The sequence below is a fragment of the Hydrogenophaga sp. GW456-12-10-14-TSB4 genome, assembly GCF_059424305.1.
Map to the genome: position 1 here is coordinate 1 of NZ_JBWKZH010000032.1, position 13637 is coordinate 13637.

A 13637-nucleotide genomic window follows, 5' to 3' on the forward strand; every position below is an offset into this window, starting at 1 on the left:
CCCCCTCGCCGCCGTGCGGCCCGCCGCGACCGTGCTGCTGCTGCGCGACAGCACCGACCCGGCCCGCCCCGGCATCGAGGTGCTGATGACCCGCCGCTCCATGACGGCCAGCTTTGCACCCGGGGCCTACGTGTTCCCGGGCGGCGGCATCGATGCCGCCGACGCCCAGGCCCACGGCATTTCAACGCGCCGCCCCACGCAGAGCGACCTGCACCTCACGCAGGCGATCGCCGCCATCCGCGAGAGCTTCGAGGAACTCGGCGTGCTGCTCGCGCACCGGGCCGACGGCGCGCCGGTGGACGACGGCGACATCGCCACGCTGGACCGCAACGCCCCGTTCGCCGCGCAGTGCCAGGCCCGGGGCCTGACGCTGGATGGCGCAGGCGTGTTCGTGCTCGCGCACTGGATCACCGACCGCGACCTGCCGCGGCGCTTCGACGTGCCCTTCCTCGTGGCCCGCATGCCCGCTGGCCAGCAGCCGGTGGCCGACGAGGCCGAACAGTTCGAGCCGTGCTGGGTGCGCCCGGCCGACGCGCTGGAGCGCCACAAGGCCGGCAGCTTCTTCATCATCTTCCCGACCATCCGCACGCTGGAACGCCTGCAAACCTACGCCTCCGTGCAGGCCGTGCTGGACGCCTGCGCCCGCAACGACGAGCCGCTGTGGACGAGCTGCCCACGCGCCGGCCTGGTGCGGGGCGCCGAAGAGCGCTACATGGAACACGAATCCCCGTTCGGCGAGCTCGCGATGGTGTGCCCCGACGGACAGATGGTGCACAGCCTGGACTGGCAGAACGAACAGCCGGTGTCCTTGCTGAAGAACGTGCAGCGCCTCACCGCGCCCAACCCCGGCTTCATGACCGGCCCGGGCACCAACAGCTACATCGTGGGCGACCCGGCCAGCGGCCACATCGTGATCGACCCGGGCCCGGACGAGCCGGCCCACATCGAGCGCCTGTGGCGCGCGGCGGGCGGGCGCATCCAGGCCATCGTCTGCACCCACTCGCACCCCGACCACTCGCCCGGCGCGCCGCGCCTGCAGGCGCTGTGCACCGCGGCCGGCCTGGAGAAGCCCCCCATCCTCGGCCTGCCCAGCGCCCCCACCTCGCGCGAAAACAGCCGCTTCACACCCGAGCGCACGCTGGCCGACGGCGAGCAGCTCGTGCTGCTGGGCCAAGCCGGCGACGCCACCGTGTCGCACACGCTGGAGGTGGTGCACACCCCGGGCCACGCGGCCAACCACCTGTGCCTGGCGCTGGTGGAAGACGGCCTGCTGTTCACCGGCGACCACATCCTCAACGGCAGCACCACCGTGATCGACCCGCCCGACGGCAACATGGGCGCCTACCTCGATTCGCTGGACAAGCTGGACGCGCTGTGCGAGCGCCACGGCATCGAGTTCCTGCTGCCCGCGCACGGCTATGTGCTGGGCGACCTGCGGCGCACGGCCGACAACCCCAGCGCCCCGGTGCACGGCGGCGCGCGCGCCGCCATCGCCCACCTCAAGGCCCACCGCCTTGCCCGCGAGGCCAAGGTGGCGCGGGCCATGCAGGCCGTGCCCGAGGGCAGCATGGACGACTGGGTGAAGCTGGCCTACGACGACGTGCCCGACCGCCTGTGGCCGGTGGCCAAGCGCTCGCTGATGGCGCACGTGGAGCGCATCCAGAGCCTGGGCGGTTTCAACCTCTGAAACCTGGGCGCGCCCGGCCTCAGTCCGCCGCGACCCACACGCCGTTGCGGGCCTTGAGCACGAAGCGGGCGCGGTGGTCGTAGCCGTAGTGATCGCCGGCGCTGTACTTCAGCACCCCTTGCGGCACCACGACCTCGCCGGTGTTCTCGATCGCCTTCTTCAAGGCCTGCCGGAACTCCACCGTGCCCGGTTTGGCCTGCTTCAGCGCCACCGGAATCGCCTTGTCGAGCAGCAGCTTGGCGCCCCAGATGTTGGCCGCGAACTGGTTGTAGCTGCCGGCGCCGAACTTCGCTTCGTACAGCTTGACGAAATCGAGCGCGACCGGCTTGGAAGGGTGGCTGTCGGGCAACTGGTCGGCACCCACGGCCGGGCCTGACAGGCCCAGCGTGCCCTCCACGTCCTTGCCGCCCATGCGCAGCAGGTCGGGCGCCACCGCGCTGAAGGTCTGGTAGATGCGGCCCTTGTAGTTGCGGTCCACCAGCGCCTTCTGCGGCATCACCGCGCCGCTGCCCGAGGCCACCACCAGCATCGCGTCGGGATTGGGCGAGAGCACCTTGAGCGCCTGCGCGGTCACCGAGGCGTCGGCGCGGCCGAAGCGCTCCACGCTCACCAGCTTGAGCCCGGCCTCGTTGCCGTAGCGCGTCATCTCGCGCAACCAGGATTCGCCATAGGCGTCCGAGTAGCCCAGGAAGCCGAAGGTCTTCGCCCCGCTCTTCTTCATGTGCTCGATGGTGCCCTGCGCCATCAGCGAAATGCTCTGCGGCAGGCGGTAGGTCCATTGGCCGCGCTCGTCGGGCAGGTCGATCGGGGCCGCCGCGAGCTGCACGGTCTGCGACTCGCTGGCGACCTGGGCGATCGCGATGGCCGGCGGGCTGGCGGTGGAGCCAATGATCAGGTCCACCTTTTCCTCGGTGACCAGGCGGTGCGCGTTGCGCGCGGCGTTGGTCGGGTCGGTGGCGTCGTCGAGCACCACGTAGCGGATCTTCTCGCCGGCGATCTCGGTCGGGAACAGCTGGATGGTGTTGCGCGGCGCGATGCCCAGGGCCGCCGCCGGCCCGGTGATGGAAAAGCTGGCGCCGATCACGATCTCGGCCTGGGCCCCGACGCCGCTCAGGGCCAGGGTGGTGAGCGCGGCCAGGCGCAGGAATGGCTTCATCTTGTGTCTCCTTCGGGTGGTAAATCGATCGGTTCTCAGGCCACGGACTGCAGCGGAATCACGGCCGGGGTGGCGGCGGCCTCCTCGTCGTGCATGCGCTTGATCAGCCAGCGGAACTGGTTGAGCGCCGCGTCGGCCGCGATCGGCTGCATGGGGCTCGGTGGCGTGCGGCGGATCAGGCGCTGCTGCGCCTCGATGATCCGACGGTCCTCCTCGAAGGCCGTGCACAGGCTCTGGTAGATCGACTCGGTGATGGTCGCGTCGTCGAGCCGGAACTTGTGCGCCTGCATGAAGAAGTAGTGCGTGGTGGTGTCGGTCTCCGGCGTCAGCGCCTGGCAGCTGTGGAACTGCAGGGCCCCGGTCATGTCGTCGTCGGGCGTGTCGGCGGGTTTCACGCTGGCGGCCATCAGCAGGACGCCGGGCACCAGGTAGTCGTAGCTGAAGCGCCGGTTGACCTTGCCGGTGAAGCCGCCCAGGCGCGCGTGGTACGGCGCCGGCACGGTGTTGTGCACGTCGCGCGTCACGCGCACGCCGCGCTCCAGCCGTTCGATCACCGGCTTCACCTCGGCGATGTTGGGCGAACCGCCCAGGGTCTTCTCGTGCACGTAGGACAGGTGCGAGAAGTCCAGCAGGTTGTCGGAGATCAGCTGGTAGTCGGCGTCGTAGTGCAGGTAGCCCGGCTTCATGCGCCACTCGGGGTGGTTGAGCGAGTACGCATCGGGGATCAGCGCCTCATCGGCCAGCGCCGGGTCACCCATCCAGATCCACAGCCAGCGCCCACGCTGCACCATGGGGTAGCTCTTCACGCACAGCTTGGGCGGAATGCGCTCCTGGCCCGGGATCTCGGTGCACTGGCCCGTGGCGTCGAACTTCAGGCCGTGGTACATGCAGCGCACGCTGTCGCCCTCGCGCCGCCCCATGTGCAGCGGGGCATGCCGGTGCGGGCACTTGTTGTCCAGCGCCACCGGCGTGCCGTCGGCCAGGCGGTAGATCAGGATGGACTGGTTGAGGATGCCGCGTTCGAGCAGCGTGTCGGCCAGCACCTCGTGGTCCCAGGCCGCGACGTACCAGCAATTCTTGATGAACATGTCTTTGTCTCCGTGCTTGCCGGCGGCATCGTGGGCTGCCGGTCTGGAAACGGAATCTAGGGCGGGTGGCCCGCGCCATCAATACACTATGCCGATACCCACTATCTGCCGGAGCGATGATGGAGTTCGACCTCAACCTGCTGCGCGTGCTGGTCAGCCTGGACGACACCCGCAACGTCACGCGCGCCGCCCAGCAGCTGGGCATGAGCCAGTCCGGCTTCAGCACCGCGCTCAACCGACTGCGCCTGCAGTTCGAGGACACGCTGTTCGTGCGCACCTCCGGCGGCATGGAGCCGACGCCGCGCGCCCGCGAGATGGTGGGCACGGCGCGCGCCGTGCTCGGCCAGGTGCGCACCGGCATCCTGGCCGACCCGCAGTTCGACCCGGCCACCACGCAGACCGAATTCCGCCTGGTCATGGCCGACGTGGCCGAGATCGTGTTCCTGCCCCGTCTGATCCGCCACCTGGCGGTGCATGCGCCGCACGCCTCGGTGCGCTGCTTCCCCCTGCCCACCTCGCAGCTGGAGGCCGCGATGGAAGCGGGCGAGGCCGACCTGGCCATGGGCTACTTCCCCGATCTGAACAAGCAGGTCTTCTTCCACCAGCGGCTGTACATGCACACCTTCGCCTGCGTGATGCGCGCCGACCACCCGCACGCGCAGACCCGCCTGAGCCTGAAGGATTTCGAATCGCTGGACCACGCGCTGGTGAGCTCGCCCGCGCGCAGCACCGACCTGGTGGACCGATTCATCGAACGCAAGGGCATCCACCGCCATGTGGTGCTGCGCACGCCGCACTACATGAGCCTGGCGGCGGTGATCGCCGAATCGGAGCTGGTGGCCACGGTGCCGCTGGCCGCCGGCATGAGCGTGGCGCGCAGCGGCGCGATCCGCCTGGTGCGCCCGCCCTTCGACCCGCCGCGCTTTGCCGTGCAGCAGCACTGGCACCGCCTGTACCGCCACGACACGCGCAACCAGTGGCTGCGCGCGCAGGTGTCGCAACTGTTCAACGAACAGTCGGACGAGTGGCGAGCGGTGGAGCAGTCGATGTATGGAAACGGGCCGACAGCCCGCCGACGGGCGGCACTGCGGCGCGGCGCGAGCTAAAACGATCCGGCGCCGGGCCGCCCCAAGCCGGATCAGCCCCCTTGGGGGGCAGCGACCCGCGCAGCGGCGGAGCGTGGGGGCATAAAAGTGTGAAGCGCACCGATAAGCCGGATTCTGTGCGTCCGAGTTGCCTCGAACGTGACCGCCATTCATCTGGGCCGGGGATCGCTCCCCGGCTCGGTGCCACCTACCCGCCAGCTCCGCGGAACCACGTCAACGCTGGCCTATTTGGTGTTGCTGCGCGTAGAGATTGCCCGTTTCACCCGAACTGAATCGGCTCGTCTCTGTTGCTCTGATCCTCACCTTAGGGCCCATCGAGCGAGCTCGATGGGCTTGTCGGCGGAGAGGTGTTACCTCCTACGCTGTCCTGTGCAGTCCGGACGTTCCTCCAGCACACCCTTTCGGGATGTCGTGCCAGCGGCGGTCTGGTGCGCTTCACGCGTCGATTATCGCCTGCTCAAACGAGTCGCTCGATCTTGCGGTGGCGCCACACCAGCCGGTAGTAGGCGGTCTGCATCACCAGCATGGCCACATAGGCCACCGGGAACGCGACCCACACGCCGGGCAGACCCATCTTCGCGTCGAGCACGTAGGCCGCCGGCAGCTGGATCGCCAGGATGCAGAAGACCGAAATGGCCATGGGCACCATCACCACGCCGCTGGCGCGCATGAGGCCGCCCACCACCGCCTGGAAGCCGAACACCAGGATGCTCCACAGCATGATGTGCAGCAGGTGCTCGGCCTGCGCGCGCACCTCGGGCTGCGTGAGGAACAGGCCCATCAGCTTGTGCGAGAGCGCGTAGCCCAGCAGCACCAGGGCGCCGGTGAGCACGGCGTTGAGCCACAGGCCGGTGCGCAGGATCGCACCCAGGCGATCGACCCGGCCCGCGCCGATGGACTGCGCCGCCAGGATGGACGCGGTGATCGCGATGGACAGCGCGGGGAACTGCACGTAGTTCACCACCTGCGTGACCGCGCCATAGGCGGCCGTGGCCTGCGAGCCGTGGCCGTTCACGAGCGCCAGGATCACGAGTTCGGAGACCGAGATCACCACCATCTGCAGCCCGGTCGGGATGCCGATGCGCATCACCTTGGCCAGGATGTCGCGGTCCAGCCGCAGCGCGCCGATCAGCTCACGATCGACCGCCAGCACGTGGTGCTTGCGGCCCAGGCGCCACGCCAGGAAACCCAGCGCCGCCGCGTAGGACACCAGCCCCGCGTAAGCCGCGCTCTGGATGCCCAGGCGCGGCAGCCCCAGCCAGCCCTGGATCAGCGCCGGCGTGAGCAACAGGCCCAGCGCGGTCGACAACAGCAGGGCGATCAGGGGTGAGACCGTGTCGCTCACGCCGCGCAGCAGCTGCGTGAACAGGATGAAGACCAGCAGCAGCGGCATGATCAGCAGCATCACCCGGGCGTAGGCCACCGCGTCGTCGAGCACGTCCACCGGCGTGCCCAGGGCCTGCAGCGCCGGCCGTGCGAACACCACGCCCAGCACGGCGGCGACCAGGCCGATCAGGGCGCCCAGCACCAGCGCCGTGCCCGCGATGGCCTTGACCTTGTGCGGCTCGCGCGCGCCCCAGGCCTGGCCGATGAGGACCGAGGCGCCCGCGCCGATGCCGATCACCAGCGAGATGAAGAAGAACACGATCGGGAACATGCCCGAGACCGCCGCCAGCGCGTGCGTGCCCAGCATCTGGCCGATGAAGATGCCGTTGAGCGTGCCCGACAGCCCTTGCAGGATGTTGGACAGCACCATGGGCACGAGGAAAACGAGGTAGACGCGCCAGAGCGGGCCTTGGGGAGCGTTGGGCATGGAGGGCTTCTTGTTGTCTTGTTGAAAAGGGATCAGGCGGATGGTGCCGCCGTTTCGGGCGCGAACGCGTCGCGCGCGAGCCAGGCCAGGTGGGCCTGCACGTCGGCCGGCCAGTCGGCGATGCAGCGCGCGAAGGCCTCGGCGTCCTGGGCGAACAGCGCGCGCGAGGCCTCCTCGAAACCGGCGAAACCGCCCGCGATGGCGCTCATGAAGCGGTAGGCGCGCTCCTTGGCCTGGCGCCAGCCGTCGCGATCGGCGTGGGTGCGGCGGGCGTCCTCGACCAGGCGCCGCAAGGCCGCCGACGCGCCGCCCGGCTGCTGCGCAAGCCACTCCCAGTGGCGCGGCAACAGCGTCACCTCGCGCGCCACCACCCCCATGCGCGGGCGGCCTACCTGCGGGGCAGCGGCCGGCGCGGCACGCTGTGCGTCATCGGCCACTGCGGCCGGGTAGCCCGATGGCCAGGGGTGATCGACCAGCGCCCCGGTGGCGTCGTCGAACACCAGCAGGCCGCCGGCCGTGAGGTCGAGCGCGGCCAGGGCCCGCGCCACCTCGCCGTAGGGGCCGAAGGCCACCCGCTTCGCGCCGAGAAAGGCGGTGCAACTGGGAAGGGTCGTGTCGTTCATGCGGCGGATTGTACCCGGGTTTAATAATTTCACCCGGGTTATTTAAAAGCCGCGCATTGACGACAATACGCGGGCTCCGTCTTCTGCTTGATCAACACAAGCCCCACGACCCATGATCCGCCTCTCCGAACTCAAACTGCCGCTGGCCGCCGTGCCGGCCGAACACCGCCGCGCCGCCGACGCCCCGACCGAAACCGAGGTCGACCGGCAGCCCCCGCCGCATCCGCTGGAGGCCCTGACCGGGCTGGCCGCCACGGCGCTGGGCATCGAGGCCGCGCAGATCGCCCAGCTGGAGGTCTTCAAGCGCAGCTTCGACGCGCGCAAGGCCGACCTGCTCGCGGTCTACATCGTGGACGTGACGCTGGCCGACCCGGCGCAGGAAGCCACCCTGCTTGCGGCGCACGCGGGCAAGCCCCACATCCAGCCCACGCCCGACATGACGTGGCACGCGCCCGGCCACGCACCCGCGCACTGGCCCGGCGACGAGTCCGAGCGCCCGGTGGTGGTGGGTCTGGGGCCCTGCGGCCTGTTCGCCGCGCTGGCGCTGGCGCAGATGGGGCTGCGGCCCATCGTGCTCGAGCGCGGCAAGCCGGTGCGCGAGCGCACCAAGGACACCTGGGGCCTGTGGCGCAAGCAGGTGCTCAACCCCGAGAGCAACGTGCAGTACGGCGAAGGCGGTGCCGGCCTGTTCTCCGACGGCAAGCTCTACAGCCAGATCAAGGACCCGCGCTTCCTCGGCCGCAAGGTCATGCACGAGTTCGTGGAGGCCGGCGCGCCGCCCGAGATTCTCTACACCGCGCACCCGCACATCGGCACCTTCAAGCTGGTGCGCGTGGTCGAGGCCATGCGCGAGAAGATCGTCGCGCTCGGCGGCGAGATCCGCTTCCAGCACCAGGTCTGCGGCATCGGCCTGGCGGGCGAAGGCGAGGACCAGCGCGTCGACCGCCTCACGGTGCGGCGCCTGGACAGCGGCGACACGCTGGACATGCCGGTGCGGCACGTGGTGCTCGCGCTGGGCCACAGCTCGCGCGACACCTTCGCCCTGCTGTGGGACGCGGGCGTGTTCATGGAGGCCAAGCCGTTTTCCATCGGCTTTCGCATCGAGCACCCGCAAGGCGTGATCGACCGCGCGCGCTGGGGCCGCCACGCCGGCCACCCGCTGCTGGGCGCGGCCGACTACAAGCTGGTGCACCACGCGAAGAACGGCCGCGCGGTCTACAGCTTCTGCATGTGCCCGGGCGGCACGGTGGTGGCCGCCACCTCCGAACCCGGGCGGGTGGTCACCAACGGCATGAGCCAGTACTCGCGCAACGAGCGCAACGCCAACGCGGGCCTGGTGGTGGGCATCGAGCCCAGCGATTTCCCGCAGGCGTTTCCGAGCGACCTGCCGCTGTGGACCGCCGCCTTCGGCGAGGCCGACGGCGCGCGCTACGCCGGGCAGGCCGCCGCACTCGCGCCACAAGGCCGCACGCACCCGCTGGCCGGCATCGTGCTGCAGCGCCAGCTCGAATCCCGCGCCTACCAGTTGGGCGGCCACAGCTATGAGGCGCCCGGCCAGCTGGTGGGCGACTTCCTGAAGCAGACGCCGTCGAGCGCGCTGGGCGAGGTGCAGCCCTCGTACCGGCCCGGCGTGAAGCTCGGCGACCTCGCCCCGGCACTGCCCGCCTATGCCATCGAGGCCATGCGCGAGGCCCTGCCGGTGTTCGGCCGCAAGATGCGCGGCTACGACATGCCCGACGCGGTGCTGACCGGCGTGGAGACCCGCACCTCGTCGCCGCTGCGCCTCACGCGCGGCCACGACTGCCAGAGCCTGAACACGCGCGGCCTGTACCCGGCCGGCGAGGGTGCGGGCTACGCCGGCGGCATCCTTTCGGCCGGCGTGGACGGCCTGCGGGTGGCCGAGGCGCTGGCGCGCGAGCTGCTCAAGGCCGCTTGAGGAAGTCCACCGCCAGCGCGGCCAGCGAGCGCGCGCCCACCGGCAGCTGGGCTTCGTCGATGTCGAACAGCGGCGAGTGGTTGGAGGGCGCCTTGTTGAAGTCCAGTCCCTTCTGCGGCGCGCCCAGGAAGTAGAAGAAGCCCGGCACCACCTTCTGGAACTCCGAGAAGTCTTCCGAGCCGCTCACCTTCGGAATCAGCATCACCTTGCCGCCCAGGGCTTCGCGCAACGCCGGCAGCGAGGCCTCGGTCAGTGGGGCGGGGTTGGTGGTCACCGGGTAGGCCACGGGCCCGAAGCTCACGCGGGCCTTGGCGCCGCTGGAGGCCGCGATCGACTCGGCGGTGGCCACGATGCGCTTCTTCGCGTCCTCGCGCATGTCCTCGTCGAAGGTGCGCAGCGTGCCCATCATCTCCACGCTGTCGGGAATGATGTTGTAGCGCGTGCCACCCTGGATGGAGCCGATGGTGATGACCGCCGGCTCCTTGCTGATGTTGAGCTGGCGGCTCACGATGGTCTGCAGGCCCAGCACCACCTGGCTCGACGCCACGACCGGGTCGACCGCCGCCCAGGGCGAGGAACCATGGCCGCCGCGCCCGTCGACGCGGATCGTGAGCGCGTCCGACCCCGCCATCAGCGGGCCGCTGCGGTAGCCCACCACGCCGGCCGGCAGGTTGGAGCTGATGTGCAGGCCGTAGATGGCCTGCACGTCTTTCAGGGCACCGGCCTCGATCATGGCCTTGGCGCCGAAGCTGGGCACCTTGCCGTTGGCATCCGCCACCACGGGCGCGCCCTCCTCGGCCGGCTGGAAGATGAATTTCACGGTGCCCGGCAGCTGCGCGCGCAGGCCCGCCAGCGCCTCGGCCGCGCCCATCAGCATGGCCACGTGGGCATCGTGCCCGCAGGCGTGCATCACCGGCACTTCCTTGCCTAGGTAGTTGGCCTTCTGCTTCGAGGCGAACGGCAGGCCGGTCTTTTCCTCCACCGGCAGGGCGTCCATGTCGGCCCGCAGCGCCACCACCTTGCCCGGCAGGCCGCCGCGCAGCGTGCCCACCACGCCGGTGCCGCCCACGCCGGTCTGCACCTCCAGGCCCAGCTTGCGCAGGTGCTCTGCCACCAGCCTGGCGGTTCGCACCTCCTGGCCCGAGAGCTCGGGGTGTTCATGGATGTCGCGGCGCCAGGCCACCATCTTGGGCGCGAGCGCGTCCACCGACGCCTCGATCTGTTTGAAACCGGCGGCATCGAGCGCCTGGGCACCCGCCGGGGCGGTCAGCAGCAGGCCACCGCTGGCCGCGAGCGCCGCCACGAGCGAGGAAGTTGGGAGGGACACGCGCATCGAAAATACCCCGGCAGGTAGTGAATGAAGCGCCCATGCTAAAAGCCGGTTCATCGACCTTGGAGGCTAATATCGCCATTCAGAGAGCTGATACCGCCATGCCTGCCCGCCCACCGTTTGTCGTCGAGATCGCCGTGCTGCCCCAGAGCGCCCTGGGCCATGCGCTGGCGCTGGTGGAGTTGATGCGCACCGCCAACCTGATGGCCGGCCTGCGGCTGGGTGCCCAGGCACCGCGCCTGGCCTGGCGCTTCGTGGACGCCCAGGGCCAGCCGCTGCGCGCCGAAGAGGGTTTGCTGCAGGGGCTCGCCCTCGAAGGCCAGAGCGGCGACACGCCGGCCGCCGCGCTCTTCATCGCCCCGCTGCACCTGGCCGACATCCCGGCCATCCGCCAGGCCGTGCAGCGCCACGCCGCGCTCGCGCGCCGGGCCGCGCTGATGGTGGACACCGGCCGCAAGGTGTGCACGCTGGGCAACGGCGCCTGGTTCGCCGCGCACGGCGGGCGGCTGGACGGGCGGCGCCTCGCGCTGGCGTGGTACTACATCGCCGGTCTGCGCCGCGACTTTCCCACCCTCACCCCCGAAGCCGGACAAGGTTTCTGCGAGGACGGGCCCTGGCTCAGCGCCGCCTACCCCGCCGACCTGGGCCCGCTCGCCATCGCACTGGCGCAGCAGGCCCAGGGTACCGAGCTGGCGGCCGCTCTGGCGGCGGTGCTGCGCCCCGACCGCGACCGCGAACTCGCCGCCGCGCAGGCCACGCACGCCATTCCGAACACCCGCGACAGCACCCTGGCGCGCGCCATCGCCTGGATGGAGCAGCGCGTGGAGCAGCCCTACGACCTGGCGGCCCTGGCGACCGCTGCCGCCGTGAGCACCCGCACCCTGTTGCGCCATTTCCAGCAGGAGCTGGGCCATTCGCCGCTGGACCACCTGCACGGCCTGCGCTGCGCCCGGGCGCGCGTGCTGCTCGAGATCACGCTGGAAAGCGTGCCCACGGTGGCGCTGGCCTGCGGCTACAGCGACACGGCGGCGTTTCGCCGCATCTTCGCGCGCCACACCGGGCTCTCCCCCACCGCCTACCGGCAACGGCACGCCCTGCGCGCGCCGCGCCGCCGCTGGCGGGTGGACACCGGCGCCAGCGTGGAAACCGCGCTCGCCGCCCTGCGCGCGGCGGCGAAAAAACCGGGAACCCCGTAGAACGACACGAATCTTTACAGCATGGGCATCCGGGCTTGACACAAGCGGTGCATGCTTCAGGCTACCCCCATAAGGAGTTCTCCATGAAAACCCCCGTTCTGATTCCCGTGATGACCGGCTTGCTCGCCTTGGCCGGCAGTGGCGTGGCGCACGCTCAGGATGAACAAGGCCGCGTGATCAGCAGCACCCCCGTCATCCAACAGGTGGCCGTGCCGCGCGAAGTCTGCAGCGACCAGCAGGTGACCTACCAGGGCCAGAAATCCGGCGCCGGCGCGCTGATCGGCGGCATCGCCGGTGGTGCGATGGGCAATGCGATCGGCGACGGCGGCGGCCGTGCCGCCGCGACCGTGATCGGCCTCATCGGCGGCGCCATGCTGGGCAACCGCATCGAAGGCCCGAGCCAGCCCTACACCGAAACCTACCGCCAGTGCGGCTCGCAGACCTTCTACGAAAACCGCACCGTGGCCTACGACGTGGTCTACGAGTACGCCGGTCGCCAGTACCGCACGCAGATGCCGCAGGACCCGGGCCGTTTCGTGCGCCTGAACGTCACCCCGGCCGACGCGATGCCGCCGCCGCCCGTGGTCTACCCCTCCTACCAGCCGCAGACCCAGTACGTGGAGCCGTCCACCCGCATCTCGATCGGCACCACCTACTACCCCGCCTACCCAGGCAACCGCTGGGGCCCGGGCCACCCGTACCCGCGCCACGACGGCTACTACAACCGCCGCGACAACGACCGCTGGGAACGCAACCGCTGAAACCCGGCCCCATGAAAAAAAGCGACCCTATGGTCGCTTTTTTTTGGGTCCTGCAGATCAGGCCTGCTGCTGTTGCTGGAGGGCGGCGATGCGTTCTTCGATCGGCGGGTGGGTGGAGAACAGCTTGCCCAGGCCGCCCGTGATGCCCAGCGCCTGCATGGTCTTGGGCAGCTCGCCCGGCGTCAGACCACCCAGGCGGGCCAGCGCGTTGATCATGGGCTGCTTGCGGCCCATCAGGCTGGCGGCGCCCGCGTCGGCGCGGAACTCGCGCTGGCGGCTGAACCAGGCCACGATGATGGCGGCCAGGAAACCCAGCACGATGTCCATCACGATGGTGGTGACCATGTAGCCGATGCCGGGGCCGGAGTTGTTGTCGCTGCCGCGGCGCAGGAAGGCGTCCACCGCGTAGCCGATCACGCGGCTGAGAAACACCACGAAGGTGTTCATCACACCCTGGATCAGCGTCATGGTGACCATGTCACCGTTGGCCACGTGCGCGACCTCGTGGCCGATCACGGCCTCGACTTCTTCCTTGGTCATGTTCTGCAGCAGGCCGGTGGACACGGCCACCAGGGCCGAGTTCTTGAACGCACCGGTGGCAAAGGCGTTGGGCGCACCGTCGAAGATGCCGACCTCGGGCATGCCGATGTTGGCCTTGTCGGCGAAGCGGCGCACGGTCTCCACGATCCAGGCCTCGTCGGCGTTCTGCGGCTGGTTGATCACGCGCACGCCAGCACTGAACTTGGCCATGGGCTTGCTGATCAGCAGCGAGATGATGGCGCCGCCGAAGCCGATCACGAGCGAGAACCCGGCCAGCGCCGTCATGTTCAGCCCGTTGGCCGTGAGAAAGCGATCCACGCCCAGGATGCGGGTGGTGATCAACAGCACCGCCATCACGGCGAAGTTGGTCAGGACGAACAGCAGGATGCGTTTCATGGGGA

11 protein-coding genes and 1 other RNA gene are annotated in these 13637 nt (G+C 69.9%); 5 read left to right on the forward strand and 7 right to left on the reverse strand.

Features of this window, described 5'->3' with window-relative positions:
• Positions 1-13 precede the first annotated feature (13 nt).
• On the forward strand, positions 14-1687 hold the full coding sequence (locus AC07ZS_RS16360) for an MBL fold metallo-hydrolase (protein ID WP_494799648.1): 1674 nt from the start codon (positions 14-16) through the stop codon (positions 1685-1687).
• Positions 1688-1706: 19 nt separating this feature from the next.
• Here the strand turns inward: AC07ZS_RS16360 and AC07ZS_RS16365 are convergent, their stop codons facing one another.
• A complete protein-coding gene (locus AC07ZS_RS16365; RefSeq protein WP_494799586.1) occupies positions 1707-2843 on the reverse strand; it encodes an ABC transporter substrate-binding protein in 1137 nt (378 codons plus the stop codon).
• Between the two features lie 35 nt (positions 2844-2878).
• Positions 2879-3931, reverse strand: a complete 1053-nt coding sequence (locus AC07ZS_RS16370) for an aromatic ring-hydroxylating dioxygenase subunit alpha (RefSeq protein WP_494799587.1) — start codon at positions 3929-3931, stop codon at positions 2879-2881.
• A gap of 116 nt (positions 3932-4047) precedes the next feature.
• Between AC07ZS_RS16370 and AC07ZS_RS16375 the strand changes: the two genes are divergently transcribed.
• Complete coding sequence (locus AC07ZS_RS16375) at positions 4048-5037, forward strand: LysR family transcriptional regulator (protein WP_494799588.1); 990 nt, start codon at positions 4048-4050, stop codon at positions 5035-5037.
• 87 nt (positions 5038-5124) lie between these two features.
• Here AC07ZS_RS16375 and rnpB read toward each other — a convergent pair.
• The 3 genes from rnpB to AC07ZS_RS16390 all read right to left on the reverse strand — a co-directional run bounded on the left by rnpB (position 5125) and on the right by AC07ZS_RS16390 (position 7473).
• An RNA gene (rnpB, locus tag AC07ZS_RS16380) (RNase P RNA component class A) lies at positions 5125-5474 on the reverse strand.
• 20 nt (positions 5475-5494) lie between these two features.
• Positions 5495-6850: an MATE family efflux transporter gene (locus AC07ZS_RS16385; protein ID WP_382321780.1), complete on the reverse strand. Its 1356-nt coding sequence runs from the start codon at positions 6848-6850 to the stop codon at positions 5495-5497.
• Between the two features lie 32 nt (positions 6851-6882).
• Complete coding sequence (locus AC07ZS_RS16390) at positions 6883-7473, reverse strand: DUF2239 family protein (protein ID WP_494799589.1); 591 nt, start codon at positions 7471-7473, stop codon at positions 6883-6885.
• A 112-nt stretch (positions 7474-7585) separates the two neighbouring features.
• On the opposite strand from AC07ZS_RS16390, the gene AC07ZS_RS16395 reads away from it, so the two are divergent.
• Positions 7586-9409 (forward strand): NAD(P)/FAD-dependent oxidoreductase, encoded by a 1824-nt coding sequence (locus tag AC07ZS_RS16395; RefSeq protein ID WP_494799590.1) that lies wholly within the window; start codon positions 7586-7588, stop codon positions 9407-9409.
• Here the strand turns inward: AC07ZS_RS16395 and AC07ZS_RS16400 are convergent.
• A complete protein-coding gene (locus AC07ZS_RS16400) occupies positions 9396-10742 on the reverse strand; it encodes an amidohydrolase (protein ID WP_494799591.1) in 1347 nt (448 codons plus the stop codon). The two genes, AC07ZS_RS16395 and AC07ZS_RS16400, sit on opposite strands and share 14 nt — an antisense overlap.
• Before the next feature lie 98 nt (positions 10743-10840).
• Here AC07ZS_RS16400 and AC07ZS_RS16405 point away from each other — a divergent pair, with 98 nt between their 5' ends.
• Both AC07ZS_RS16405 and AC07ZS_RS16410 read left to right on the forward strand, forming a co-directional pair.
• Entirely contained in the window at positions 10841-11935 is a 1095-nt protein-coding gene (locus AC07ZS_RS16405; RefSeq protein WP_494799592.1) for a GlxA family transcriptional regulator, read from the forward strand.
• A gap of 83 nt (positions 11936-12018) precedes the next feature.
• Positions 12019-12696: a glycine zipper 2TM domain-containing protein gene (locus AC07ZS_RS16410; RefSeq protein WP_494799593.1), complete on the forward strand. Its 678-nt coding sequence runs from the start codon at positions 12019-12021 to the stop codon at positions 12694-12696.
• 57 nt (positions 12697-12753) lie between these two features.
• Here the strand turns inward: AC07ZS_RS16410 and htpX are convergent, their stop codons facing one another.
• Positions 12754-13632: a protease HtpX gene (gene htpX / locus AC07ZS_RS16415; RefSeq protein ID WP_494799594.1), complete on the reverse strand. Its 879-nt coding sequence runs from the start codon at positions 13630-13632 to the stop codon at positions 12754-12756.
• Positions 13633-13637: the final 5 nt, after the last annotated feature.

Coding starts and splice junctions, on each gene's coding strand:
- AC07ZS_RS16365 (WP_494799586.1), bottom strand. CDS start 2,843: ATGAAGCCATTCCTGCGCCTGGCCGCGCTCACCACCCTGGCCCTGAGC.
- AC07ZS_RS16370 (WP_494799587.1), bottom strand. CDS start 3,931: ATGTTCATCAAGAATTGCTGGTACGTCGCGGCCTGGGACCACGAGGTG.
- AC07ZS_RS16375 (WP_494799588.1), top strand. CDS start 4,048: ATGATGGAGTTCGACCTCAACCTGCTGCGCGTGCTGGTCAGCCTGGAC.
- AC07ZS_RS16385 (WP_382321780.1), bottom strand. CDS start 6,850: ATGCCCAACGCTCCCCAAGGCCCGCTCTGGCGCGTCTACCTCGTTTTC.
- AC07ZS_RS16390 (WP_494799589.1), bottom strand. CDS start 7,473: ATGAACGACACGACCCTTCCCAGTTGCACCGCCTTTCTCGGCGCGAAG.
- AC07ZS_RS16395 (WP_494799590.1), top strand. CDS start 7,586: ATGATCCGCCTCTCCGAACTCAAACTGCCGCTGGCCGCCGTGCCGGCC.
- AC07ZS_RS16400 (WP_494799591.1), bottom strand. CDS start 10,742: ATGCGCGTGTCCCTCCCAACTTCCTCGCTCGTGGCGGCGCTCGCGGCC.
- AC07ZS_RS16405 (WP_494799592.1), top strand. CDS start 10,841: ATGCCTGCCCGCCCACCGTTTGTCGTCGAGATCGCCGTGCTGCCCCAG.
- AC07ZS_RS16410 (WP_494799593.1), top strand. CDS start 12,019: ATGAAAACCCCCGTTCTGATTCCCGTGATGACCGGCTTGCTCGCCTTG.
- htpX (WP_494799594.1), bottom strand. CDS start 13,632: ATGAAACGCATCCTGCTGTTCGTCCTGACCAACTTCGCCGTGATGGCG.